18 protein-coding genes are annotated in these 24,218 nt (G+C 67.8%); 6 read left to right on the top strand and 12 right to left on the bottom strand.

Annotated features, from left to right (window positions below; translation table 11 throughout):
• The first annotated feature begins 40 nt into the window (after positions 1-40).
• A complete protein-coding gene (nudC, locus tag Q5Z10_RS19550; RefSeq protein ID WP_303637009.1) occupies positions 41-946 on the top strand; it encodes an NAD(+) diphosphatase in 906 nt (301 codons plus the stop codon).
• A gap of 142 nt (positions 947-1,088) precedes the next feature.
• On the top strand, positions 1,089-1,976 hold the full coding sequence (ampE, locus tag Q5Z10_RS19545) for a regulatory signaling modulator protein AmpE (protein ID WP_303637008.1): 888 nt from the start codon (positions 1,089-1,091) through the stop codon (positions 1,974-1,976).
• A gap of 114 nt (positions 1,977-2,090) precedes the next feature.
• On the opposite strand, the gene Q5Z10_RS19540 is transcribed toward ampE, so the two are convergent.
• The 12 genes from Q5Z10_RS19540 to Q5Z10_RS19485 all read right to left on the bottom strand — a co-directional run bounded on the left by Q5Z10_RS19540 (position 2,091) and on the right by Q5Z10_RS19485 (position 20,232).
• Entirely contained in the window at positions 2,091-2,510 is a 420-nt protein-coding gene (locus Q5Z10_RS19540; RefSeq protein ID WP_303637007.1) for a DUF2752 domain-containing protein, read from the bottom strand.
• Positions 2,510-2,869 carry a CD225/dispanin family protein gene (locus Q5Z10_RS19535; protein ID WP_303637006.1) on the bottom strand — a complete coding sequence of 120 codons (360 nt, stop codon included), beginning with the start codon at positions 2,867-2,869 and terminating at the stop codon, positions 2,510-2,512. Before Q5Z10_RS19535 ends, Q5Z10_RS19540 begins: the two co-directional genes overlap by 1 nt.
• A gap of 112 nt (positions 2,870-2,981) precedes the next feature.
• Positions 2,982-3,104: a hypothetical protein gene (locus Q5Z10_RS19530; protein ID WP_303637005.1), complete on the bottom strand. Its 123-nt coding sequence runs from the start codon at positions 3,102-3,104 to the stop codon at positions 2,982-2,984.
• An 80-nt stretch (positions 3,105-3,184) separates the two neighbouring features.
• Positions 3,185-4,138: a HEAT repeat domain-containing protein gene (locus Q5Z10_RS19525; RefSeq protein WP_303637004.1), complete on the bottom strand. Its 954-nt coding sequence runs from the start codon at positions 4,136-4,138 to the stop codon at positions 3,185-3,187.
• On the bottom strand, positions 4,138-4,920 hold the full coding sequence (locus Q5Z10_RS19520; RefSeq protein WP_303637003.1) for a HEAT repeat domain-containing protein: 783 nt from the start codon (positions 4,918-4,920) through the stop codon (positions 4,138-4,140). Before Q5Z10_RS19520 ends, Q5Z10_RS19525 begins: the two co-directional genes overlap by 1 nt.
• 84 nt (positions 4,921-5,004) lie before the next feature.
• Entirely contained in the window at positions 5,005-6,894 is a 1,890-nt protein-coding gene (locus Q5Z10_RS19515; RefSeq protein ID WP_303637002.1) for an MFS transporter, read from the bottom strand.
• A 96-nt stretch (positions 6,895-6,990) separates the two neighbouring features.
• Positions 6,991-7,785: an SDR family NAD(P)-dependent oxidoreductase gene (locus tag Q5Z10_RS19510; RefSeq protein ID WP_303637001.1), complete on the bottom strand. Its 795-nt coding sequence runs from the start codon at positions 7,783-7,785 to the stop codon at positions 6,991-6,993.
• Between the two features lie 169 nt (positions 7,786-7,954).
• Positions 7,955-10,132 (bottom strand): YccS family putative transporter, encoded by a 2,178-nt coding sequence (gene yccS, locus Q5Z10_RS19505; protein WP_303637000.1) that lies wholly within the window; start codon positions 10,130-10,132, stop codon positions 7,955-7,957.
• 105 nt (positions 10,133-10,237) lie between these two features.
• Positions 10,238-12,295 (bottom strand): TonB-dependent siderophore receptor, encoded by a 2,058-nt coding sequence (locus Q5Z10_RS19500; protein ID WP_303636999.1) that lies wholly within the window; start codon positions 12,293-12,295, stop codon positions 10,238-10,240.
• Between the two features lie 236 nt (positions 12,296-12,531).
• Positions 12,532-15,654, bottom strand: coding sequence for an efflux RND transporter permease subunit (locus Q5Z10_RS19495; RefSeq protein WP_303636998.1), 3,123 nt, complete (start codon positions 15,652-15,654; stop codon positions 12,532-12,534).
• A 28-nt stretch (positions 15,655-15,682) separates the two neighbouring features.
• On the bottom strand, positions 15,683-18,916 hold the full coding sequence (locus Q5Z10_RS19490) for an efflux RND transporter permease subunit (RefSeq protein WP_303636997.1): 3,234 nt from the start codon (positions 18,914-18,916) through the stop codon (positions 15,683-15,685).
• A 74-nt stretch (positions 18,917-18,990) separates the two neighbouring features.
• Positions 18,991-20,232, bottom strand: coding sequence for an efflux RND transporter periplasmic adaptor subunit (locus Q5Z10_RS19485; RefSeq protein ID WP_303636996.1), 1,242 nt, complete (start codon positions 20,230-20,232; stop codon positions 18,991-18,993).
• 188 nt (positions 20,233-20,420) lie between these two features.
• Between Q5Z10_RS19485 and Q5Z10_RS19480 the strand changes: the two genes are divergently transcribed.
• The 4 genes from Q5Z10_RS19480 to Q5Z10_RS19465 all read left to right on the top strand — a co-directional run bounded on the left by Q5Z10_RS19480 (position 20,421) and on the right by Q5Z10_RS19465 (position 24,122).
• On the top strand, positions 20,421-21,740 hold the full coding sequence (locus Q5Z10_RS19480; protein WP_303636995.1) for a M20 family metallopeptidase: 1,320 nt from the start codon (positions 20,421-20,423) through the stop codon (positions 21,738-21,740).
• Between the two features lie 543 nt (positions 21,741-22,283).
• Positions 22,284-23,102, top strand: coding sequence for an NADPH-dependent 7-cyano-7-deazaguanine reductase QueF (gene queF / locus Q5Z10_RS19475; protein WP_303636994.1), 819 nt, complete (start codon positions 22,284-22,286; stop codon positions 23,100-23,102).
• A 172-nt stretch (positions 23,103-23,274) separates the two neighbouring features.
• Positions 23,275-23,568: a LysM peptidoglycan-binding domain-containing protein gene (locus Q5Z10_RS19470; RefSeq protein ID WP_303636993.1), complete on the top strand. Its 294-nt coding sequence runs from the start codon at positions 23,275-23,277 to the stop codon at positions 23,566-23,568.
• A 47-nt stretch (positions 23,569-23,615) separates the two neighbouring features.
• Positions 23,616-24,122 (top strand): hypothetical protein, encoded by a 507-nt coding sequence (locus tag Q5Z10_RS19465; protein WP_303636992.1) that lies wholly within the window; start codon positions 23,616-23,618, stop codon positions 24,120-24,122.
• Positions 24,123-24,218: the final 96 nt, after the last annotated feature.

Here is a 24,218-nt window from a genome sequence, read left to right as displayed (position 1 = left end):
CGACCTTGCCACCTGCGGCGTTTGGCGGCAGGCTTGTCGGATGCCCAACACCCTTTCGACGCTTTCCGGTTTTGCCTTCGTGGGCGAACCGTTGGAGCGCGCCGATGCCCTGCGCGATGATGCCGATGCCCTGGCACGCCTGTGGCCGGATGCGCGCATTCTCGTGCTGGACCAGGATGGCACGGCCTTCACCGGCGACGACGACCAGCCGCTGCCGCTGACCGGCGCCGATATCGGTGGCGGCCCTGGCGCTGCGATCTTCCTCGGCCTGCGCGGCGAGCAGGCGTGGTTCTCGCTCGAGGCAGCGCATGTCACCACCACCGCGCCGCGCCGGCTCGACCTGCGCCAGGCGGCGCTGCTGTGGACGGTGGCCGATGCAACCGCCTTCAGCTATGCGCGCGGCATGTCGTACTGGCAGTCGCGCACCCGCTTCTGCGGCGTCTGCGCGACCGCCGTCACGTTCGCCCGTGGCGGCTTCGTCGGCCGCTGCGCGCAGTGCGGTACCGAGCACTACCCGCGTGTCGACCCCGCGGTGATCGTGGCGGTGGAAAACCAGGGCCGGCTGCTGCTGGGCCGCCAGTCCAACTGGGCGCCACGCCGCTACTCGGTACTGGCCGGCTTCGTCGAACCCGGCGAGACCTTCGAACAGACCGTGGTGCGCGAAGTGCACGAGGAGAGCAAGGTGCGGGTGACCGCCTGCCAATACCTCGGTTCGCAGCCGTGGCCGTTCCCCGGTGCCCTGATGATCGGCTTCCGCGCGCAGGCGCAGGACGACATGCCGACCGTGGATGGCGAACTGGAAGATGCGCGCTGGTTTACCGCCGACGAGGTCGGCGCGGCGTTGGCGCGCGATGTCGAGGACGACGGTGAGGGCATCCGGCTGTCCCCGCCGATCTCGATCTCGCGTGGCCTGATCGAGCACTGGTACCGCCAGCAGCAGGCCTGAGTGCGGTGCTGGGCGGGTCGGCAGCGGCCAGCATTGCCGCCACCTGAACACGCTGCGGGTTACAGTGCGGTTCACTGCTGAGGAGGCCGCTGCGACAGGTAAGGTAGCGGCGCCGAACGCTTGTTTTCCCCGGAGACCTGCCATGTTCACCACCCTGGTTGCCGTGCTGGTGGCACTGGCCTTGGGCCATGTCGCCCCGGCCGCTGCAGCATCGCTGCGCCGTTTCGACGGCTTCCGGCGTTGGCTGGGCTGGCTGGACGCGCACGGTGGCCGTGTCTGGCAGGGGCCCGCCGGCGTAGCGCTGGCGATCGTGCCGCCGCTGCTGGTGCTGGGCCTGCTGGCGTGGGCGCTGCGGGGGGTACTGTTCGGGCTGCCGGGTCTGCTGCTGGGCGTTGCGGTGCTGGCCTGGTGCTGGGGGCCGCGTGACCTCGACCGTGATATCGAAGCGGTCATCGACGCCGACGATGCAGCGACACGGCAGGCCGCCGTGCGCAACCTGCAGGCGGCCGGCGGCAGCCTGCGTGACGACATCCCCTCGCTGGTCGAGGCGACCGTGTTCAACGCGCTGCGCCGTTGGTTCGCGGTGCTGTTCTGGTTCCTGCTGCTGGGCCCGGTGGGTGCGCTGGGGTACCGGCTGCTGGCGCTGATGGCCGAGAGCCCGATGCGCGCGCGCGTGCCGGTGGAGCCGTTGGCGCTGGCGCAGCGGCTGCTGGGCTGGATCGAATGGCCGGTGGCGCAGCTGATGGCGTTCTCGATGGCGCTGGTCGGCAACTTCGACACGGCCTGGAAGGCGTGGCGGCAGGCCCACGGGGAACAGCTGGCCGGCGGCATCGGCTTCCTCGGCGCGGTGGCACGGGCCAGCGTCAACGCCGAGTTGCGCGAGGATGCGCATGACTACACCGAGGCAGGCCTGTTGCCGGTATGGCAGCGGCTGCCGGACCTGCGCGACGCGATGAGCCTGGTGTGGCGGATGCTGCTGCTGTGGCTGGCGGTGCTGGCGCTGCTGGTGATTGCCGGCTGGGTGACCTGAGCTTGCCGGCAGGGAGCGTGCCGCCCTGCAGCCTTGCAGTACTGCGGTGACGATCAGCAGATCAACCCCGTGCGTGGACGCAGCGTGCTCTGCGGCACCCGGTGACCAAGGCCGCTAGAGCGGCGCCAGCGACGTGAAGGGTGGCCATGGCAGGTTGCGGGCAATCCAGAACAGGGGCAGCAGGGTCAGCCAGAACGCCGGTTTCTGCAGCAGCTGCATCAGTGGCTGCAGCCAGCGCGGCCGATAGCCCATCCACCATGCCGCCACAAAGGGCAGCAGTGCGACCAGGATGACCAGCAGCGGATTCATCGACCACGCGGTTGCCAGGTCCCCGTGCAGCAGTGCATGCGCGCAGCGGGTACCGCCGCAGCCGACGCAGTAGAAACCGGTCACCGCGCGGAAGGCGCAGGGCGGGAACGGGCTGTCGGTGCCGTTCGGGTCGATCCGGTACAGCAACCACGCGCCGCCGCCGGCGATTGCAAGCGCCGGCGGCAACGCGAGCCAGCTCCAGCGGGGGAGCTGGAACGAGCGCATTACCTGCTGTTTTCCAGCTGCTGCTGGAACTGCTGCAGCTGCATCATGTAGCCGTCCACGCCCATGGTCGCCAGCGAGATGATCCAGACCAGCAGACCCAGGATGAGCAGGCCGGCGGTGACCCACATCCAGATCTTCGCGGTGCGCGATGCGGCCTGGGCTGCGGCGATGTCGCCCAGGGTCAGCGCCTTGCTGGTCTTGTTGGCGAAGACGATGGCCACGATGCCGGTGCCGATGCCGAGGATGCTGACGCACGACAGGCAGCAGACGATGAAGGAGGCGACCGTCAGGATGATCGACGGCGTCATGTAGGTCGGGATCGCGCCGCTATGGGCCTGCGGCGGTTGCGGGGTGCTCATGGGTCTTTCCTTGAATGAGGGTGCGCGCAATCTTGGCACCCCAGACACCGGTCGTCCATCGCACCCCCCCGCCAGCAGCGGCCGGGCAGGCGCCCGGCCGCTGGGGAATGACTCAGTTGGCTTCCTGCGGCCACAGCAGCAGGATCTGGAACAGCCCGATCACACCGTCGGACACGCCGGTCGGAGCGACAGTGGTCGGCAGGTCTTCGATTTCCAGCAGCAGTTCGTTGTTCATTCGCAGTCCTTTTGGATGAAAGCCTCTCGGGAAGAAAGACAGGCGCCGCCGAGAGGTATCGGCGCCCGGGGGCATGCGCTTCAATCGCGCTTGTAGAGGTCCGCAGCGCTGGCCAGGTCCAGGCCGGCATCCAGCGCGGCTCCGTCGTGAAGACTGCGCGCGGCCATCGCCATCAGCGGATCGCTGTCGTCGACGAAGCGCTCTGCAGTGTCGCAGCGCTGATTGGCCCGCTGTTGCAGCTGATGTATGGCCTGCAGCGCCGAGACCCTCACGCGCCGGTTGGAATGCTCGTCCAGCAGCCCATGCAGGGTGGGCAGCGCGTGTTCGTCGCCCACTGCGCCGAGCAGCGCAGCGAGGGACGCCCGGCGATACACGTAGGCGGCTTCCGGAATGCCGGAGATCACGCCCTGGGTGGTGTCGAAGAAGTACTGCTCGGTATGCTGGCTGCGCGGTGACAGCAGCATCAGGTTCAACGAAATCGACAGTTCCGCCGGCGCGTGCTGTATGTGGATGTCGCGACGTTCCCGGTAGAACATCACCTTGCCCTTGGGCAGCGTGGTTTCCTCGAGGGGGGTGAGTTCGACGCGTTCACCGACGTAGCCCACCACCTGGGTGGGGTCATAGTCGAAGATCTCGGTGCGGTAACCGGAACCGAAACAGCCCGCAGTAAGGAATGCGAAGTTGTGGTCGTGCGCCAGGTTGTAGGAGAAGATCCGCTCTTCCTGCTCGCGGATCGCGCCGGCCAGCCGGGGCGGTGTCCAGATGTTGGCACGGACGTAGAAGTGCTCGGTACCGCCGAGGATGATCGACTGCGGGGTGTAGCTGACCTGGCGGTTTCCCTGCAGGAAGGCGTTTACCTGTTTCTGGATCGCATCGCGCATCAGGTGTGGGTGCAGGGCCAGGCCGGCCAGCGCATCGGCCAGCTGCAGGGCGCTCTCCGGCTCGTTCACATCCACCTGCCTGCGCGCCAGGGCGATGAATTCCTCCAGGCCGAGCGGCGTGATGTCGGCAGAAAGCTGCGGTGTGATGGCCATCAGGAACGCGCCTGTGCATGGCGGGCCAGCACGCTGCTGGCGCTTTGCCGGATCTGTGGGTGCGCATCGGTGCGGGCGTGATCGAGCAGCTGCAGCGCTTGCTGTGCGTCGACACGGCCCATCGCCTGGATTGCGGACCAGCGCACGAAATGACTCTCATGGGTGGCAAGACTGGCCAGGGTGTCGGCGCCGCCGTCGCGCAGCGCGCCCAGCGTGCGGGCCATGATCTCCAGCTCGGAGTGCACCGGGCTGGATGAAATGGCCTGGATGACCTCGCCGCTCCCGCGGTCGATCATCCATTGCAGCGGCTCGCGTACCGCGCCGATCAGCTTGGCCACCAGCGTGGGCTGCTGGATGCGCAGATCGTGGACAGTGCCGGATGCACCGCAGAGCAGGGCAGTTCCCGGTTCAAGCACGCTGCGCCCCTGATGCTGGATCCGGCTCCCTTCGGCCAGTGCCGGAGGGCGGTCGATCTGATAGGCATCCACTGTCAGGGCGCCGTTCAACGGCATGACAATCAGTTCGAACGGCTGCGTGTACAGGAACCGCGTATTGATCGATTGCTGGACCACCTTCAACTGCCACGAAGGGCCCTGCGCCAGGGTGACGGCGAACGCTTCCTGACTGGGTTGCCCGTGGCCGCAGAGTTCTTCAAGGATGCAGCTGCGCATCCACGCGATCAGCTCCTCCCGCCGCAGCATGCCGATGCAGCCCGCCAGCGAGCCGCCAGGCGAGAGCAGGTGCTGTTCGATCCCCCGGGTGAAATCTACCCTGCAGTCCATTGATGCCGTCCCTGTGATGGATGCCAGGCCGCTTCCGTGGCCTCCGCCGAGTCTACGTGCACCTTTTGAACGCGCGCAAGGCCCTCAGGCGTGGTCGCCGCGCAGCGCCCGGACCTGTGCTTCCAGGCGCGCCGCGTCGGTGCTGCGGCCCTCCACGCCGGGGCCGGCGACCACCTCGATCGTGGCCCGGAAGCGCCGCGGCACGCGCATGCGGCCCAGCCGGGTGTCGCGCCGGCTCCACATGCTCGACCACATGCCGCGCAGTGCCATCGGCACCACCGGCACCGGGCGGCGCTCCAGGATCTTCTCGACCCCGGACTTGAACGGGGCGATCTGCCCATCGCGGGTAAGCGCGCCCTCGGGGAAGATGCATACCAGCTCGCCTTCGGCCAGCGCCGCATCGATCTCATCGAACGCGCGCTGCATCAACGCGGGGTCCTCGCGCGCACCCGCAATCGGAATCGCCTTGGCCGTGCGGAAGATCCAGCGCATCACCGGGATGTTGAAGATCTTGTAGTACATGACGAAGCGGACCGGGCGCGGGATCGTCGCCGACAGGATCAGCGCATCCATGTAGCTGACGTGGTTGCAGACCAGCAGCGCAGCGCCCTCGTCGGGCACGTTGTCTTCAATGCCCTGCGGTCGCAGGCGGTACAGCGTGCGCACCATCACCCAGCTGAGGAAGCGCATCAGGAATTCGGGGACGATGGTGAAGATGTAGATCGCCACCAGCGCATTGGCGATGGCCAACGCCAGGAACAGCTGCGGAATGCTCCAGCCCAGCAGGCGCTGCGCAAGCAGGCCCAGCACGGCAGCGGCAACGATGAAGCCGGAGTTCTGGATGTTGAGCGCGGCGAACACCCGCGACATCTCCGATTTCGGCGTGCGGCTCTGGATCAACGCGAACAGCGGCACCACGAAGAAGCCGGTGAACAGGCCGATGCCGAGCAGGTCGATGATGATGCGCACGCTGCCGGCCTGGTGCACGAACTGGCCGACCGACAGGCCCTGCGCGGTGGCTTCACCGGCGCGTGCGAAGTACAGGTCGAGCAGGAATGCGGTCATGCCGAACGCGCCCAGCGGCACCAGGCCGATCTCGACGGTGCGCGCCGACAGCTTCTCGCACAGCAGCGAACCGACGCCGGTGCCCACCGAGAACAGCGCCAGCGCGAAGATGTACAGGGTTGGTTCGCCGCCCAGATGGGTGACGGCATACGACGGCAGCTGCGCGGTCAGCACGGTGCCGACGAACCAGAACCAGGACACGCCGAGGATGGCATTGCGCACCGGCTTCTGCCGACGCGCCATGCGCAGCACGGCCAGCGATTCCGGGATCGGATTCCAGTTGATCTTCAGGTCCGGCGCGCCGGCATCGACCTTGGGAATCATGCGTGCGGCCAGGTTGCCGCAGACAGCCAGGGCAATGACCGCGGTGGCGGCGACGATCGGGCCGTGCGTGCCGGCCAGGGTGAACACCAGGCCGCCGACGATCATGCCGGTCAGGATCGACATCGAGGTGCCCATCTCGACCAGGCCGTTGCCACCGGTCAGTTCTTCCGGCCGCAGCACCGAGGGCAGCACCGAGTACTTCACCGGCCCGAACAGCGTGGATTGCAGGCCGGTGCAGAACAACGCGACCAGCAGCACCGGCAGGCTCTCGGTGAGGAACCCCACCGCCGCCAGCGACATGATCACGATCTCCATCGAGGTGGTGATGACGATCAGCCGTGATTTCTCCAGCTTCTCGGCCACCTGGCCGGCCAGCGCGGAGAACAGGAAGTACGGCAGGATGAACAGTGCCGGTGCCAGGTTGGTGTAGAGCGTGCGCTCGCTTTCAGCAACGCCGAGATAGAACAGCAGGCCGATGATCGCCTGCCGGTAGACGTTGTCGTTGAAGGCTCCCAGGCCCTGCACGATGAAGAACGGCAGGAAACGGCGCTGGCGCAGCAGGGCGAACTGGTTGTGACCGGACATGGAACCTCCTTGGACCGGCGCAGCCTAGCATTCCTGCCCATCCGCCGTGGGTGCGGACCGTGGCGGGTGCGGACCGTTGGTCCGCACACCTCCGCCTCAGACGATATCGTCGACCACGCCACCATCCACGCGCAGGGCGGCGCCGGAGGTGGCCGACGCCTGCGGCGAGGCGAGATAGACCACCATATTGGCCACTTCCTCGACCGTTGCCGCACGCTGGATGACCGAGGCCGGGCGATGGGCCATCACGAACTCGCGGCCGATCTGTTCCAGCGGCTTTCCGGAGCGCGCGCGTTCCTCCTCGAACATCGCGGCAAAGCCATCGGACAGGGTAGGGCCGGGCAGCACCGCATTGACAGTGACCCCGCTGCCGGCCACGCGCTTGGCCAGGCCGCGCGACAACGACAGCTGCGCGGTCTTGCTGACCCCGTAGTGGATCATGTCGGCCGGAATGTTGCGTGCCGATTCGGAGGAGATGAACAGCACCCGGCCCCAGCCGGCGTCGACCATCGCCGGCAGCAGCGCGCGCGACAGCCGCACGCCGGACATCACGTTGGTCTGCCAGTACTGTTCCCAGGTGGCGTCGTCGGTGTCGAAGAAATCCTCCGGGCCGAAGATGCCGGCATTGTTGACCAGGATGTCGACCCTGGGCAGGCCGGCCAGCAGCGTATCGACACCGGCGGCATCCGAGAGGTCGGCGGCGATGCCGAGCACGTCGGCACCCGGTACGGAGGCGAGCAGGTGCTGGCGTGCGCGCTCGACGCTGCCGGTGCTGCGGTCGTTGAGGATGACGCGTGCGCCGGCGACCGCGAGGCCCTGGGCAATGGCCAGGCCGATGCCGGCGGTGGAGGCGGTGACCAGCGCGGTGCGACCGCTGAGTTCGATCTTCATGGGGGACATCCGGGGCATGGGATGTTCCAGTATTGATCCGCCGGTGTGATCGGGATGCAGCGCGTGGCGCAACGCGCTGTTGCGTTGCCGGTAGCGCCAGGCCATGCCCGGCGGTGGTTCCGCGCGACGGAACGGCGCACTCGCCGGGCGTGGCCCGGCGCCACCGGGGTCAGGTCAGGCCCTGCACCGCCCCATTGGCCGCCGCTCGAATCTTCGGCAACAGCCGCAGCACCAGCGCCATCTGTGTGCGGATCAGCTGCAGCTTGGGCGGCATGCTGTCATCGAGCTGTTCCAGTTCCGCAGCGACCGCACGGTCGGCATCGTTGTGGTCCTCCGCCACCGGCTGCTGCGCGGCAAGGGCGGCAGCCAGCTGCTGCAGGGCGCTGCGCACGCGCTCGCCGGCGGCCAGCGCCAGCGGGTCACCGGCGTAGCTGTCCACCTGGTCACGGTGTGCCCCAAGCGCAGACAGGTGGCCGAGCAGGGTGTTGGACAGCGCCAGGAAGTGGAAACCGGCATCGAGGTTGCGGCGCACGTGCCCGGGCTCGCGCAGCATGTTCGACAGCGCGGTGGACAGCGCCGCGTCGGCGTTGTGCATGTCGCGGCGTGCGATGCGGTAGGCCAGATCATCGCGCATGCCGCTGCGGTACTGGCCCAGCACCGATTCCAGGTAGCGCGCGGCGGTCTCCAGCACCCGCGCCAGCACCCGGTGCAGCTGCCGCCCCTGCCAGTCCGGCAGGATCAGGAAGGCGGCCGCCGCGGCGATCGCGCAGCCCAGGACCGTATCGACCATGCGCGGCACGATCAGCACGAAGCCGTCGCCGATCAGGTTGAAGCAGGTCAGTGCCATCACCGTGATCGCCGCCGATGCCACCAGGTAGCGGTCGGTGCGGGTGAAGAAGAACAGCAGGGCCGACAGCAGCGCGATCAGCAGCTGTACTTCCAGCCGCGGGAACAGCTGCAGCAGCGCCCAGGTCAGCACCAGGCCGGCCAGCGTGCCGACGATGCGCTGGGCCAGACGCTGGCGGGTGGCGCCGAAATTTGGCCGGCACACGAACACGATGGTCAGCAGGACCCAGGAGCCGTTCTGTGCATCGAACAGGCGGATCGCAACAAAGCCGGCGATCAGCGCCAGTGCCATGCGCAGGCCGTGGCGGAACAGCACCGAGCCCGGGGTGAGCTGCTGGCGCAGGCGCACGCCCATCTCGCGCAGCGTGTGCGGGTTGCTGTCGCGCAGGCGGGTGTCGACGTTGTCCAGGCTGGCGTCGGAACGTTCGGCGTCCAGCAGGCGGCGCTCGATGCTGCGCAGGTTGTGCACCAGCAGGTCCAGCGAGCCGAGCAGGCGCTGCCACTGCGGCCGCTGCTGGCCACGCAGATAGCCCAGCGCATCGGCCAGGTCGCGGCCGGCCTGCTGGTTGGCCTCGCCGTAGACGAACGGGCGGCGCAGGCGGATCGCTTCGCCCAGTCGTGCGCAGGCCTGCCCCTGCAGGTCGAGCAGGCGCTGGCAGCGGTACAGGACGTCGCTGTGGAAGAACGCATCGACCAGCGCGCCGTACGGATAGTGGGAGGAACTGGCGCGTTCGTGGAAATCCTGTGCCATGTAGTACAGGCGCAGGTACAGGCCGGAATTCACCCCGGGCCGGCCGGAGCGGCCGAAACGGGCCAGGATCGCCGCCTTTGCTTCGTTCAGTGCGCCGACCACGCGGCGGTTCTGCTCGGCCAGGTCCAGCTGGCGGCGCTGCAGGTCGGCTTCACGCACCGGCTCAAACAGCGCGGCCTTCAGCTGCAGGTAGCGGCCCAGCTCCACGTACAGGCGGGCGACCCGTTCGCGCACCGGCCGGTTGGCAAACAGTGCGGTCCACAGGATCGACAGCAGTCCGTACCAGACGGCACCGGCCAGCAGGTGGCTGACCGCATCCAGCGCGCTGTGGAGATCGCGCGCGCCGTGCTGCTCCAGGCCGATCATGGTGTAGATGGCCAGCGTCACCGTGGCCTGGGCGATCGAGGCATAGCGCTCGCCCAGCGCGCCCAGCAGGGTCAGGCCGAAGGTGGACAGCGCCAGCGCGGCGATGAAGATCCACGGCCAGGGGAACAGCCAGATCACCGAGGCCGCTGCGATGCAGAAGCACAGCAGTGACAGCAGGACCGCCTTGGTACGGCCCCACGCGTTGTCGTCGGTCTCGGCGATGGCGCTGGCGATGATGCCGAGGAACACGCCGGGCAATGCGGTCAGCGCATCCAGATGCCAGCACACGGCCAGCGCCGCGGTCAGGGCGATGAACACCCGCAGGCCATAGCTGGCCTTTTCGTGCGCCCACAGGCGGCTGAGGCGGGATTCGCGTGCGGACATGCAGGCTCGGCGAAAGGATCGGCCACCATTATTACGGGCCACGGGTGAAATCCGGTAGCGCCGCGCCATGCAGCCGCCGGGCATGGCCCGGCGCTGCCGAGGCCGTTACATGTCGAAACGCACGCTGAGCGCGAAGGTGCGTGGCAGGCCGACACCGGCGTTGGACCAGTACCTGCGGTTGGCCAGGTTCTCCACGCTGGCACGCAGGGTCACCGGGTGCCCGGAGGCCAGCAGGCGATAGCCGATGCCCGCATTCACCAGCGTGTAGTCGGGCAGCTTGAGGGTGTTGTCGGCGTCGTACCAGACATCGCCGTAGTAGCGCACGGCGGCATAGGTTTCCAGGCCATCCACCCACGGCAGCTGGTAGGTGGCATGCAGCACACCGCTCCAGCGCGCCGCGCCGGCGGTGCGGTTGCCTTCCTGCGCCGCACTGGCCGGGGACAGCTTGTCGTAGGTCGGGTCCAGCCAGGTGACGCCGCCGCCGACGCTCAGCGCGTCACTCAGATGCAGCTCGGCACTGGCCTCGACACCTTCATACAGGGTGATGCCATCCTGCACCAGGCGCCTGCCGGCGTCGGTCAGCTCATCGATGTTGGCGCCGCGCTCCAGCCGGAAGGCAGCCAGGTTCGCGTTCCAGCGCGCCGCCTCGACCTTGGCACCGATTTCGTACTGCTTGCTGATGGTCGGGTCCAGCACGTCGCCGGCATTGATGTAGCTGTTGCCGACGCGGCTGCCGGCTTCCAGCGATTCGATGTAGCTGGCGTAAAGGGTGACCGCCTCGCTGGGCTTGAACATCAGCGCATAGGTCGGGGTGACCGGGTAGGTGTGGTAGCGGCCCTTGGTTTCGAAGTCGTTGTAGCGCCAGCCGGCCAGCACCGACCAGCCGCTGCCGAGATCGACGGTATCGCTGGCGAACACCGCCTGCTGCACGGTTTCATCGCCGCGGGTCATCACCCGCGAGCCGACCGCATCGTGGCGGATCGCATGGCGCTGGTAGAGGTTGGCGCGACCGATCAGGTTCCACTCGTACGGGCGGTCCCAGCCGAGCCCGGTCTGGTGGCTGACCCCGGCCACCAGCTGGTGCCGCAGCGGGCCGGTGCGGAAGCTGCCCTGCAGCAGGGCCTGGGCCAGCTTCCATTCGCTCTTGCCGCCCAGCTCGTAGACGTTGACGTCATAGTCGCCGTTGGGATCGTCGATATAGGCGAAGATCTTGTTGACGTCGTTCCACGAGGTGGTGACGCCATAGCTCAGGCTGGCTTTCCAGTCACTGTTGATCTGCCAGTCCAGCGTGGTCGACAGCAGGCTGGAGCGGGTGTCGTAGTAGGTCCCCGGCACACTGTTGTCGATATCGCCGGCGATCGGCCGGGGGGGCGAGGTCAGGTCGCGGAAGTAGTACTGCGGCGATTCCTCGCGCAGGTCGCGCGACTGGAACACGCCATCGACGCTCCAGGTGAGTGCATCGCTGAGGCGCGCATCCAGCGACAGTGCACCGACCTTGCGGTCGATGTGCCCGCCATTGAAGGTTTCGCCCTTTTCCTGGAAGGCATTGAAGCGGTAGCCGAACATCTGTTCGTTGCCGAAACGACCGCCGGCATCGACCCCGCCGCTGACGATGCCCTGTTCGCGCCAGCCGAGCTGCGCGGAGAACAGCGGCGTTTCGGTGGGCTTCTTGGTGATGTAGTTGACGATGCCGCCGGGAGCGCCGAAGCCGTACAGGAAGCCACCCGGGCCCTTCAGCAGATCGACCTGTTCCATCACTTCCAGCGGCCACTCGGTGCCCCACGATGACACCTGCAGGCCGTTGACCCGGTAACTGTCGTAGTTCAGGTCGATGCCGCGGTTGCGGATCGGCGAGCTCCAGCCGCTGGCATAGGCGCTGACCTGGGTGGTCACCGACGGGTCCAGCAGGAACGCTTCACCCAGCGAGACCACCTGGCGCTGCTCGATCTGTTCGCGGCCCACCGCGGTGATGGCGAACGGTGTATCGCGCAGGGCGCGATCACCCAGCGCGCCAGCGGCGGTATGGGTGCGTTCGGCGATGACCTTGACTGCATCCAGGTCGGTGGCGCTGCGGGTATCGGCCGGGGCTTCGGCGTGTGCGGTGCACGCCGCGGACAGGGCAATGGCCAGCGCGGCCAGGCGGGGGGAACGGGTGGGCAGCATCGATCGGGATCCTCGGCGGACGGCCACGGGCCATCCACCCATGCAATGGGGGGAAAGGTCGGTGGCTGGGATCACGCAGGCGTGCCGGCAAGGGGCAGCGGGGCGCCGCAACGGGGCGCAGGACCATGGCTGGATGCGAATTGTTCTCTTTTCGCCAGGCCGCGTCAAACCCAACGATGTGCGGACCAACGGTCCGCACCCACCTGGTAGCGCCGGGCCATGCCCGGCGGATCGCATCAGGCCCGCTGCGCGCGCTTGAGCAGCCTGGCCTCGCGTCGGCGTGCGCGACGCGCGCGCCAGCGGTCGGCCAGGCAGGAGAAGATCACGTACAACGCCGGGGTGCTGAGCAGGGTCAGGCTCTGCGAGAACAGCAGGCCGCCGATCATCGCGATGCCCAGCGGCCTGCGCAGTTCCGAACCTTCGCCCAGGCCGATCGCCAGCGGCACCGCGGCCAGGATCGCCACCATCGTGGTCATCATGATCGGACGGAAGCGCACGATGCTGGCTTCGCGTGCGGCCTCGCGCGGGGCCAGGCCATGCTCGCGCTGCGCCACCAGCGCGAAGTCGATCATCATGATCGCGTTCTTCTTGACGATGCCGATCAGCAGCACCAGCGCGATCATCGAGATCACCGACAGCTCGGTGCCGGTGCCGAACAGGGCCAGCAACGCGCCCACGCCCGCCGCCGGCAGCGTCGACAGGATGGTCACCGGGTGGATCAGGCTCTCGTACAGCATGCCCAGCACCAGATACACGGTCAGGATCGCCGCGAATACCAGGATCAGCATGTCGCTGGGGTCGGAGTTGAACCCGAAGCCGGCATCATCGGCCAGGCGGATGTCGCCGGGCATGCGCATGCCGGCCACGGTGCTGTCGATGATGGCCTTGGCCTCGCCCATGCTGACCCCGGGGGCGAGGTTGTAGCTCAGGTCCATGGTCGTGTACTGGTTCTCATGAGTGATCTGCGAGGGCGCCAAGCCCGGGACCTGACGCGCCACCGCAGTGATCGGCACCATGTCGCCGTTGCCCGCACGCACGTACACCTCGTCCAGCGCCGCCGGAGTCGCGGTCTGCGATGGCAGGGCGTTGACCACCACGCTGTACTGGTTGATGTCCGAGTAGATGGTGGAGATCTGGCGCTGGCCGAAGGCACCGTACAGCGCGCCGTCGATGGCACCCACCGAGATGCCCAGGCGTGCCGCCTTGGCACGGTCGATCTCGATGTTCTGGCGCAGCCCGGCGTTGTCGACATCGGTGCCGACGTCGCGCAGCTTCGGGTTCTTCTTCAGCGCCGCCTGCAGCTTGGGCAGCCATTCCTGCAGCGCAGCCAGGTCATTGCCCTGCAGCGAGACGCGGTACTGCGCGCCCTGGCTGCTGCCACCGCCATCATTGCTGGGCAGGTCCTGGATCGCGCGCAAGCGCAGCTGCAGATCGGGGTAGCGGTCGGCCTTGGCGCTCAACCGTGCCAGTGCCTGCGCGGTGGTTTCGCGCCGGCCTTCCTTGCGCGACTTCAATTCGACGTTGAACTGCGCGCTGGAGCCCTGGCGGCCGCTGCCCAGGCGCACGCCCACGGTCTTCACCGCCGGATCGGCCATCAGCATGTCGGTGATGCGGCGCTGGCGGCTGACCATGTCCTCGAAGGACACCGTGGCGCTGGAATTGGCGCGGCCCCAGATCAGGCCGGTGTCCTGTGGCGGGAACGCGCCCTTCTTCACCGCACCGAACAGGAAGATGGTGACGCCGATCAGGATCAGCGGGGTGAGCGACAGCAGCAGCGCGTGGCGCAGCGAGAAGTCGAGGAACACGGTGTAGACACGCAGCATGCGCTCGTGCCCGGCATCGAGCCAGCGGCCGAAGCGCGACGGTGCAGCCGCGTGATCATGTGCGCTCAGGAAGCGGCTGCACAGCGCCGGTGTCAGCGTCAGCGAGACGATCATCGAGACCACGATCGCCGCCACCAGGGTGACGGTGAACTCGCGGAAGAACGCACCCATCATGCCGCTGGCGAACAGCAGCGGGATGAACACCGCCACCAGCGAGGCGGTGATCGAGACGATGGTGAAGCCGATCTCGCGCGCGCCGGTGAAGGCCGCCTGCAGGCGGGGCATGCCCTCATCGAGATGGCGCATGATGTTCTCGATGACCACGATCGCATCGTCGACCACGAAGCCGATCGCGATCACCAGTGCCAGCAGGCTCAGGTTGTTCAGGGTGAAGCCCATCACGTACATCACCAGCGCGGCACCGGCCAGCGACAGCGGCACGGTGACCGCGGCGATCAGCGTCGGCGCCAGGCGGCGCAGGAACAGCGCCATGGTCAGCACCACCATCGCCAGGCTGATCAGCAGGGTGATCTGCACTTCGTGCAGCGACGAGCGGATGGTCGGCGTACGGTCGAAGTACGGCGTCATCGTGGTGCCCGGCTGCAGGTAATCGCGCAGCGCCGGAATCTGTGCCTTGACCCGGTCCACCGTCTCCACGATGTTGGCGCCGGCGCGGGTGAACACGTACATCACCACCGCCGGCTTGTGGTCGAACCACGCGGCCTGGTAGGCGTCCTGCTGGCCATCGTAGACGTTGGCGATGTCCTTCAGGCGGATCACCCGGCCATCGCCCTGGGTCTTGACCACCAGGTCGGCGAAGTCGGCCGCGCGGGCCACCGAATCGTTGGCGATGATCGCGGTGGTGGTGTTGCCGTCGCTGAGGAAGCCGGTGGGTGAGGTCACGTTGGCCGCGCGCACGGCGTTGCGCAGGTCGTCGGCGGTCAGCCCGAGTGCGTTCATCAGGCGCAGGTTGACGTCCACGCGTACCGCCGGCGTCGAGGCGCCGGCGATGTCCACCGAGGCGACGCCGCCGATCTGGCGGATACGCTGGGCCAGCAGCGAGTCGGCCACGTTGTACAGCTCGTCGGCGGACTGGGTCTGCGAGGTCAGTGCGATCGCGATCACCGGATCGTCGTTCGGATTGGCCTTCTGGTACATCGGCGACCCCATGCCCGAGGGCAGGTCGGCCTGCGCCGAATTGATCGCGGTCTGCACATCCAGCGCCGCCGAATCGATATCGCGGTCGGTCTGGAAGATCATGAACACCAGCGAGCTGCCTTCCGAGCTCGATGAGCGCATGCGGTCGATGCCCGGCAGCTGGCCGAGGTGGCGCTCCAGCGGCGCGGTCACCGTGGACGCCATGGTGGCGGCATCCGCACCGGACTGGCTGGCGTGGACGAAGATCACCGGGATCTCGATGTTCGGCAGCGCCGATACGCCCAGCCGCAGGTAGCAGATCACCCCGACCATGAACAGTCCGATGGCGAGCAGGGCGGTGCCGATCGGGCGGCGGATGAAGGGGCCGGACAGGTTCATCGTGCGGCCGCCTGCAGCGGGGCAGGGGTCATGCCTGCGGCTCCTGCAATGCGCCGTCGGGCAGCGCCCGCTGCTCGCGGCGGCGAGCCAGCCACTCCGAGAACCGCTCCATGTACAGGTAGATCACCGGCGTGGTGTACAGGGTGACCAGCTGCGACAGCAGCAGGCCGCCGACGATGGCGATGCCCAGCGGGCGGCGCAGTTCCGAGCCGATGCCGGTGCCCAGCGCCAGCGGCAGGGCGCCGAGCATGGCCGCGGCGGTGGTCATCATGATCGGGCGGAAGCGCAGCAGGCAGGCGCGGCGGATCGCTTCGTGCGCATTGGCACCAGCACGACGCGCCTCGATCGCGAAGTCGACCATCATGATGCCGTTCTTCTTGACGATGCCGATCAGCAGCACGATGCCGACGATGCCGTCCACCGACAGGCTCAACCCGCACAGCATCAGCGCCAGCAGCGCGCCGACACCGGCCGGCGGCAGCGTGGAGATGATCGTGATCGGGTGGATGTAGCTCTCGTAGAGCACGCCCAGCACGATGTAGATCACCACCAGCGAGGCCAGCAGCAGCCACACCACGTCGGTCTGGCTGCCGGTGAACTCGGCGGCCTTGCCGATGAACTGCGCATGCACGTGGGCCGGCATGTCCAGGCTGGCCCGGGTCTGCTCGATCGCCTCGACCGCGTCGGACAACGAATAGCCGGCGGCGACGTTGAAGGACACGGTGACCGCCGGCAGCTGCTGCTGGTGGCTGACCAGCAGCGGCGCGCTGGTGACCGTGCCTTCGGCCAGCGCCGACAGCGGGATGATGCTGCCCGCGCCGACGGTGATGCCGGTGTTCTGTGCGCCGATGCCGGTGGCGGTGGACGAGTTGGAGGAGGTCACCTGGCCGAAGCTGGTGGCGTTGGTGCCGGTCAGCGCGCCGGCACCGTTGGAGGCGACCGCCAGCTGCTCCATCAATGCGGTGCTGGTGCGGAACTCGGGCGCCACTTCCAGCACGACCCGGTACTGGTTGAGTTCGGTGAAGATGGTCGAGATCTGGCGCTGGCCGAAGGCATCGTAGAGCGTGTCGTCGATGGTCTGCATCGGCACGCCCAGTACGCTGGCCTTGTCGCGGTCGATGTCCAGCTGCAGCGCCCGGCCCTGGTTGGACAGGTTGTTGTCGACGTCGGCCAGTTCCGGGCGCTGGCGCAGCGCTTCGGTCAGGCGCGTGGCCTGCAGCGCGACTTCCGCGCTGTCCACGTCCGACAGCGAGTACTGGTACTCGGTGGCGGCCACGCGGGTGTCCAGGGTCACGTCCTGCACCGGTTTCAGGTACAGCGCCACACCCGGAATGCCGGCGACGGATTTCTGCAGGCGCGGCAGGATCTCATCAAGCCCATCGCGGTCGCTGCGTTCCTTCAGCACGATGGACAGCTGGCCCTGGTTGAGCGTCGGGTTCATGCTGCCGGCACCGATGAAGGCCGACACGCCGGTCACGTCCGGGTCCTGGCGCAGGGCTTCGGCCACCTGCTGGGTGCGCTGTTCCATCTGCGGGAAGGCGATGTTCTGGTCGGCCTGGACCACGGCGGTGATCAGGCCGGTGTCCTGTTCGGGCAGCAGGCCCTTGGGGATCAGCACGTACAGCAGCACCGTCAGCACGAGGGCCGCGGCCGCCACGGCCAGGGTGATCGGCTGGTGTCGCAGCACCCAGTCCAGGCTGCGCTCGTACAGGCCGACGGTGCGGGTCCACAGGTTCTGCCTGCCGGCCGCCGCCGCGCGCTCGTGCGCGTCCTCGCCCTCGGGCAGCGCGTCGGGCTTGAGCAGGTAGGCGCACATCATCGGCGTCAGCGTCAGCGAGATCAGCATCGACAGCACCACCGCGATGCTCAGCACCCACGCGAACTCGTGGAACAGGCGACCGGTGACACCAGGCATCAGCAGCAGCGGCAGGAACACCGCGACCAGCGAAACGGTCAGCGACAGCACGGTGAAGCCGATCTGGCGCGCACCGATCTCGGCCGCTTCCTTGCCGCTCTTGCCCTGTTCGATGTAGCGCACGATGTTCTCGATCATCACGATCGCATCGTCGACCACGAAACCGGTGGCCACCACCAGCGCCATCAGCGAGAGGTTGTCCAGCGACATGCCGGCAAAGGCCATCACCGCGAAGGTGCCGGCCAGTGACAGCGGTACCGCCACCGAGGGAATGATCGTGGCCCAGAAGCGGCGCAGGAACACGAAGATCACCGCCACCACCAGGCCGATGGTCAGGATCAGGGTGAACTGCACTTCATGCACCGAGGCACGGATGGTCTCGGTGCGATCGGAGAAGATCTCCAGGTGCACATCGGCCGGCAGCACGCCCTGCAGCTGCGGCAGCAGCGCGCGGATGCGCTCGACCGTCTGCACGATGTTGGCGCCGGGCTGGCGGCGGACTTCCAGCAGCACCGCCGGCTTGCCGTCGGCCCAGGCGGCAAGCTGATCGTTCTCCACCCCGTCCACCACCTCGGCCACGTCCGACAGGCGCACCGGGCGGCCGTTCCTGTAGCTGATGATGGTGTCGCGGTACTCGGCGGCGCTGGCCAGCTGGTCGTTGGTGCCGATGCTGTAGGACTGGGTCTTGCCGTTCAGCGAGCCCTTGGGTGCATTGACGTTGGCCTGGGTGAGCGCACTGCGCAGCTCTTCCAGGGTCAGCCCGATGTTCGACAGCTGCGCCGGGTTGACCTGGATGCGCACGGCCGGGCGCACGTTGCCGGCGATCGAGACCAGGCCCACGCCCTGCACCTGCGACAGGCGCTGGGCCAGGATCGAGTCGGCGTAGTTGTTGACGTCGCGCAGCGGGCGCGTGTCCGAGGTCAGCTTCAGGGTGACGATGGCCGCATCGGCCGGGTTCACCCGGTTGTAGACCGGCTGGTACGGCAGCGACGAGGGCAGGGTGGCCTGGCGGATGGCGGCCTGCACGTCCTGCGCGGCGATGTCGATGTCGCGGTCCATCGAGAACTGCAGGATGATCGTCGACAACCCGGCCGAGGAATCGGAGGTCATCAGCTCCAGCCCGGAGATCTGTCCGAACTGGCGCTCCAGCGGGGTGGTCACCAGCGAGGCCATGGTGGTGGCATTGGCGCCCGGGTACTGGGTGGTCACCACCAGGCTGGGCGCATCGATTTCCGGCAGCGCCGACACCGGCAGCTTGCGGTAACCGAGGATGCCCAGCAGCAACAGGCCCGCCATCAGCAGCGAGGTGGCGATGGGGCGGCGGATGAAGATCGTCGAAAAGCCCACGGACTGATCCTTGCTGGCACTTCAATGGCAGCGCCGGCAGGATCGCCGGCGCGGGGAGAGGGGCTGGCCTGCGCTCAGCGCGGGCCACCGCCACGGCGACCACTGCCGCCACTCTTCTGTTCGGCGGCCTTCAGTTCGGCCTCGGTCGGGGCCGCCGGGGTCTCGCCCGGCTTCAACGCGGTCACCTTGCTGCCCGGCTTCAGCCGGAACTGGCCTTCGCTGACCACGCGCTCGCCGCCCTTCAGGCCCTCGGCGATCTGCACCTGGCTGTCGCCCACTTCCACCCCGCTGCGCACGGTCTGCATCTTCACCGTGTTGTCGCCCTGCACGAGGTAGACGTATTCGCCGTCCGGACCGCGCAGCACCGCCTGGGTCGGAATCACAACGCCACCGGCAATCGTGCGCAGCTGCATGCGGACATTGACGAACTGGCCCGGCCACAGCCCGTTGTCGGTGTTGTCGAAGATCGCACGTGCCTTGAAGGTGCCGCTGTCGGCGCTGATCAGGTTGTCGATCACGTCCAGCCTGCCGTCGCCGGACAGCACATGCGAATCGGCGCGGTCCAGCGCGGCCACCGGCACGCTGCCCGCAGCCTGTGCCTGGCGGACATCGCCGAGCTGGCGCTCGGGCAGGTTGAACAGCACGTGGATCGGGTGGATCTGGGTCAGGGTGACCAGCGCGGTGCCGGCGTTGACCACGTTGCCGGCGTCGACCGCGCGGATGCCGGCGATGCCGGAGATCGGCGCGGTGACCTTGGTGTACTGCAGCTGCACCTGTGCCGAGCGCATGCTGGCTTCGTTGGCCGCCACGGCGCTTTCGTACTGTGCCACCTGGTTTCGTTGTGTATCCAGATCGGTTTTGGCGACGAACTGGCGGTACTCCGGTGCATTGGAGCGCTGGTAGTTGGAGCGCGCGGTGGCCAGCAGGGCCTCGTTCTGGCGCTTGGACGCCACCGCCTGGTCGTAGCTGGCCTGGGCGGTACGCGGGTCGATCACCGCCAGCACATCGCCCTGCTTCACTTCCTGGCCTTCGCGGAAATTGAGGCTCATCAGCTGGCCGCCGACCTGCGGGCTGACCGTGACCGTGTTCATCGCCGTCACCGTGCCCAGCGCGCTGGCATAGACCGGAACGTCCTGGCGGACCGCGTCGACCACGGTCACCGGCACCGGCCCGGCAGCGGGATCCTCACCGTCGCGGCCTGCCGCCGCGCCCGCGCCAGCGGCCTTGTCCTTGCCACCCCCGAGTACCCGCAGGCCGACCACGGCCAGCACCAGCACCGCCACGACCAGCAGCACGATCTTCCAAACACGTGACATTCAAGGACTCCAAGAGGGCTGGACGGGGCAGCGCCCCGGGTGGCAATGCGCAAAGCATACCTGTGGCCCACCGGGTTTCCTGCATGACGGATGGGACGGGCGCTAAGACCGGGCGCGCGCCTGGAGGTTCCCGTAACGGCGGCGTTGCCCTACATTCAGGTGCAGGCCCCCCTTGCGTGGAGATCGAGATGCGTCCTTCGTTGCTGCTGTCCGCCCTGCTGCTGGCCCTGCCGGCCCTTGCCCACGCCCAGGACGCGCAGCGCCCGGAGGTCGCCTTCGCCGCGCAGCGCATGCAGGCCAAGGTGGTGGAATGGCGGCGCGATTTCCATCAGCACCCGGAGCTGTCCAACCGCGAGGAGCGCACCGCCGCCGAGGTCGCCAAGCGCCTGCGCGCGATGGGCCTGAAGCCGCGGACCGGCATCGCCCACCATGGCGTGGTGGCGATCATCGAAGGCGGCAGGCCCGGCCCGAAGATCGCCCTGCGCGCCGACATGGACGCGCTGCCGGTGACCGAACAGACCGGCCTGCCGTTCGCCTCCAAGGCCACCGCGCAGTACCGCGGCCAGACCGTAGGCGTCATGCATGCCTGCGGCCATGACGCGCACACCGCCACCCTGCTTGGGGTCGCCGAAGCGCTGGTGTCGATGAAGAAGGACCTGCCGGGCCAGGTGATGCTGATCTTCCAGCCTTCGGAGGAGGGCGCGCCGCCGCCGGAGGAGGGCGGTGCCGCGCTGATGCTGAAGGAAGGCCTGTTCGCCGACTTCAAGCCTGAAGCGGTGTTCGGCCTGCACGTGTTCTCCAGCGTGCAGGCGGGCCAGATCGCGGTGCGCGGTGGCCCGCTGATGGCCGCGTCCGACCGCTTTGGCATCAAGGTGATCGGCCGCCAGACGCACGGATCGGCGCCGTGGAACGGGGTGGACCCGATCGTGGCCACCGCCGACCTGATCGGCACGGCGCAGACCATCGTCAGCCGCCGCGCCAACCTGTCCAAGCAGCCGGCGGTGCTGACTTTCGGCGCCATCAACGGCGGCATCCGCTACAACATCATTCCCGATGAAGTGGAAATGGTCGGCACCATCCGCACCTTCGACGAAGGCATGCGCCAGCAGATCTTTGCCGATCTGCGCAATGTCGCCGAGCACACTGCAGCGGCACATGGCGCCAAGGCGGTGACCGACATCTACGAATCGGAAGGCAATCCGGCCACGGTGAACGATCCGGCCCTGACCGCACGCATGCTGCCGAGCCTGCAGGCGGTGGTGGGCAAGGACAACGTGTACGAGCCGCCGCTGCAGATGGGGGCGGAGGACTTCTCGCTGTACGCGAAGGAAGTGCCGGGCATGTTCTTCTTCGTCGGTTCGACCAGTGTCGGCATCGATCCGGCGACAGCGCCGGCCAACCATTCGCCGAAGTTCCTGCTGGATGAGAAGGCGTTGGATGTCGGCTTCCGTGCGCTGCTGCAGGTGAGCCTGGATTACTTGAACGGTGCTGGTGCTCCTGCGGGGTGAGGGTTTCCGGCAGGGCTTGCAGCCCTGCACCCGCTTGAATCAACGTCAACGTCAACGTCAAAAGCGGTGCTGGATTTCTACTGGTTGGGCGGGGCGGTGTGGGCCTGCAGGACACGCCGTAAACCCATCCATGGGGGCTCGATGGCGCCATCCATGGCGCCAACGGTCCTGCAGGCCCACACCGCCCCACCCCCGACAGGTTCACGCGGCTGTTGGTAGGTGTCGACCTTGGTCGACACGGCGGACGTCATGAACGTCTGAAGGATCGGCTTTTGATTTTGATTCTCCTGATCTTTCCCGTGGTGGCGGCCGCGCGCAGGAAACTGTCAGGGGCCGGGTGGGCAGGCGGGGCGGGGGTGTCCGCGGCATGGATGCCGCGGCCAAGCCCCCAGGGATGGGTTTACGGCGTCCCCCGACCCGCCTGCCCACCCGGCCACGCCGATAGACCGCCTTCTGCGACCAGCCAACCCATCCACCACGGAGGGGCTCCGCCGTTGGCCGCGCAGGCCGAAGGCCCGCCTTCCGCGCGATACAATGAGCAGCATGAACACCCCACAGGATTCCAGCCTCGGTCGCGAGGTCAGTTACCCGTCGCAGTACGATCCCGGCCTGCTGTTTCCCATCCCCCGCAGCGGCGCCCGCGCCGAGATCGGCCTCGATGATGCCGCGCTGCCGTTCGTCGGTCATGACCGCTGGCATGCCTTCGAGCTGAGCTGGCTCGACCCGCGTGGCAAGCCGCAGGTCGCTGTCGCCACCGTGCAGGTGCCGTGCACCTCGCCGCGGCTGATCGAATCGAAGTCGTTCAAGCTGTACCTCAATTCCCTCAACAGCACCCGCATCGACAGCGCCGAGGCCCTGCGTGCGCGCCTCGTCGCCGATCTGTCGGGCTGCGCCGGTGCGCCGGTCCAGGTCGAGTTCGGCCTGCCGGGCCTGCGTGAGTCGCCGCTCGGCGAGTCCATCGACGGCCTGGACCTGGAGATCGACTGCTACGGCCCGCCGCAGGCGGACTTCCTGGTGGCCGATGCGGGCGAGGTGGTGGAGGAGACCCTGGTCTCGGCCCTGCTGAAGTCCAACTGCCCGGTCACCGGCCAGCCGGACTGGGCCACGGTCAGCCTGCGTTACCGCGGCCCGAAGATCGACCGCGCCGGCCTGCTGCGCTATCTGGTCAGCTACCGCGAGCACGCCGAGTTCCACGAGCAGTGCGTTGAGCGGATCTTCAGCGAGGTGTCCGCGCGCTGCCACCCGCAGTGGCTGGAAGTGGAGGCCCGCTATACCCGTCGCGGCGGCCTGGACATCAATCCCTGGCGTGCCAGCCCCGGTATCGCCGCCCCGGCCGCGACCTACCGCGAGCTGCGCCAATAACCGCCGCAGGCGGTTACCGGTAGCGCCGGGCCATGCCCGGCGAGCGCAGCGGCGGCGTTCCGCCCCGATTGTTCAGCCGGCCCCGGTGGCGGCTTCACATCGGCACCATCCCCATTTAACAACCTCTATGACACCGTGCCAGCCATGTAGTCATACAGACGGGAGTGTGTGGATGAGTACCGAGAAGAAGGCCGATTTCTCCGGCGTGAGTGGCAGCGTCGACAGTACCGCCCAGCAGGTCCCCAAGGCGGACTTCTCCGGCGTCAGTGCCTCGGTGGACAGTACCGCCGACGTGGTGGGTGGCGAGACCTACACCGTGCAGAAGGGTGATTCGCTGTCGAAGATCGCCAAGCAGCATCTGGGCGATGCCAACGCCTGGAAGAAGATCTTCGAAGCCAACCGCGATGTACTGGATGACCCGGACAAGATCTTCCCGGGCCAGACCCTGAAGCTGCCGCCGAAGTAATGCCGGCGATCGATTCGCCGTCCGACAATCCCTGGGAGGAACCCCGCATGATCAAGACCACCCCGCTCCAGAATGCCCTGATGGCCGCGCTGCTGGGCAGCGTCGCCCTGGTGGGCTGCAAGAAGAAGGAAGAGTCGACCGACACCAACGCCATGCCGGCCGCCACGGCGCCCGCCGAGCCGGCGCCGGCACCGATGACCGGCGCACCGCCGCCGATGGCTGCCGCCACCGTCGCCGTGTCCGCCGTCACCGTCGGCAAGACCGCCGCCGCAGACAAGTCGGTCGCGCCGACGGCACTGTTCGCGCCGAAGGACGATGTCGTCGTCTCGGTGAAGACCGACGGCGCCGCCAGCAACGTCAATGTCGGCGCCAAGCTGACCTTCCAGGATGGCCAGGTGGCCGGTGAACAGAACGCGACCCTGAACACCAGCGGCGCAGAGACCACCAACATCACCTTCAAGAATGCCAATGGCTGGCCGGCCGGCAAGTACCGCGCCGAAGTCATGGTCGATGGTAAGGCGGCCGGATCGCCGCAGGAGTTCGAGGTCAAGTAAGTCCCGCCGACTCTCTCCCGGTTGGGCTCACGATGGACGCAGCCGCGAGGCTGCGTCTTTTTTATTGGGCGATGCTCGGGTTCCACCCACGCGCGC

The organism is Stenotrophomonas sp. 704A1 (genome assembly GCF_030549525.1).
GTDB lineage: Bacteria > Pseudomonadota > Gammaproteobacteria > Xanthomonadales > Xanthomonadaceae > Stenotrophomonas > Stenotrophomonas tuberculopleuritidis.
Note: the sequence above shows the minus strand (reverse complement) of the source record. Positions and strands in the feature narration are given on the sequence as shown.

What these genes read in the sequence shown, in the direction of transcription:
- nudC (WP_303637009.1), top strand. Translation starts at nt 41, where the DNA reads ATGCCCAACACCCTTTCGACGCTTTCCGGTTTTGCCTTCGTGGGCGAA.
- ampE (WP_303637008.1), top strand. Translation starts at nt 1,089, where the DNA reads ATGTTCACCACCCTGGTTGCCGTGCTGGTGGCACTGGCCTTGGGCCAT.
- Q5Z10_RS19540 (WP_303637007.1), bottom strand. Translation starts at nt 2,510, where the DNA reads ATGCGCTCGTTCCAGCTCCCCCGCTGGAGCTGGCTCGCGTTGCCGCCG.
- Q5Z10_RS19535 (WP_303637006.1), bottom strand. Translation starts at nt 2,869, where the DNA reads ATGAGCACCCCGCAACCGCCGCAGGCCCATAGCGGCGCGATCCCGACC.
- Q5Z10_RS19530 (WP_303637005.1), bottom strand. Translation starts at nt 3,104, where the DNA reads ATGAACAACGAACTGCTGCTGGAAATCGAAGACCTGCCGACCACTGTC.
- Q5Z10_RS19525 (WP_303637004.1), bottom strand. Translation starts at nt 4,138, where the DNA reads ATGGCCATCACACCGCAGCTTTCTGCCGACATCACGCCGCTCGGCCTG.
- Q5Z10_RS19520 (WP_303637003.1), bottom strand. Translation starts at nt 4,920, where the DNA reads ATGGACTGCAGGGTAGATTTCACCCGGGGGATCGAACAGCACCTGCTC.
- Q5Z10_RS19515 (WP_303637002.1), bottom strand. Translation starts at nt 6,894, where the DNA reads ATGTCCGGTCACAACCAGTTCGCCCTGCTGCGCCAGCGCCGTTTCCTG.
- Q5Z10_RS19510 (WP_303637001.1), bottom strand. Translation starts at nt 7,785, where the DNA reads ATGAAGATCGAACTCAGCGGTCGCACCGCGCTGGTCACCGCCTCCACC.
- yccS (WP_303637000.1), bottom strand. Translation starts at nt 10,132, where the DNA reads ATGTCCGCACGCGAATCCCGCCTCAGCCGCCTGTGGGCGCACGAAAAG.
- Q5Z10_RS19500 (WP_303636999.1), bottom strand. Translation starts at nt 12,295, where the DNA reads ATGCTGCCCACCCGTTCCCCCCGCCTGGCCGCGCTGGCCATTGCCCTG.
- Q5Z10_RS19495 (WP_303636998.1), bottom strand. Translation starts at nt 15,654, where the DNA reads ATGAACCTGTCCGGCCCCTTCATCCGCCGCCCGATCGGCACCGCCCTG.
- Q5Z10_RS19485 (WP_303636996.1), bottom strand. Translation starts at nt 20,232, where the DNA reads ATGTCACGTGTTTGGAAGATCGTGCTGCTGGTCGTGGCGGTGCTGGTG.
- Q5Z10_RS19480 (WP_303636995.1), top strand. Translation starts at nt 20,421, where the DNA reads ATGCGTCCTTCGTTGCTGCTGTCCGCCCTGCTGCTGGCCCTGCCGGCC.
- queF (WP_303636994.1), top strand. Translation starts at nt 22,284, where the DNA reads ATGAACACCCCACAGGATTCCAGCCTCGGTCGCGAGGTCAGTTACCCG.
- Q5Z10_RS19470 (WP_303636993.1), top strand. Translation starts at nt 23,275, where the DNA reads ATGAGTACCGAGAAGAAGGCCGATTTCTCCGGCGTGAGTGGCAGCGTC.
- Q5Z10_RS19465 (WP_303636992.1), top strand. Translation starts at nt 23,616, where the DNA reads ATGATCAAGACCACCCCGCTCCAGAATGCCCTGATGGCCGCGCTGCTG.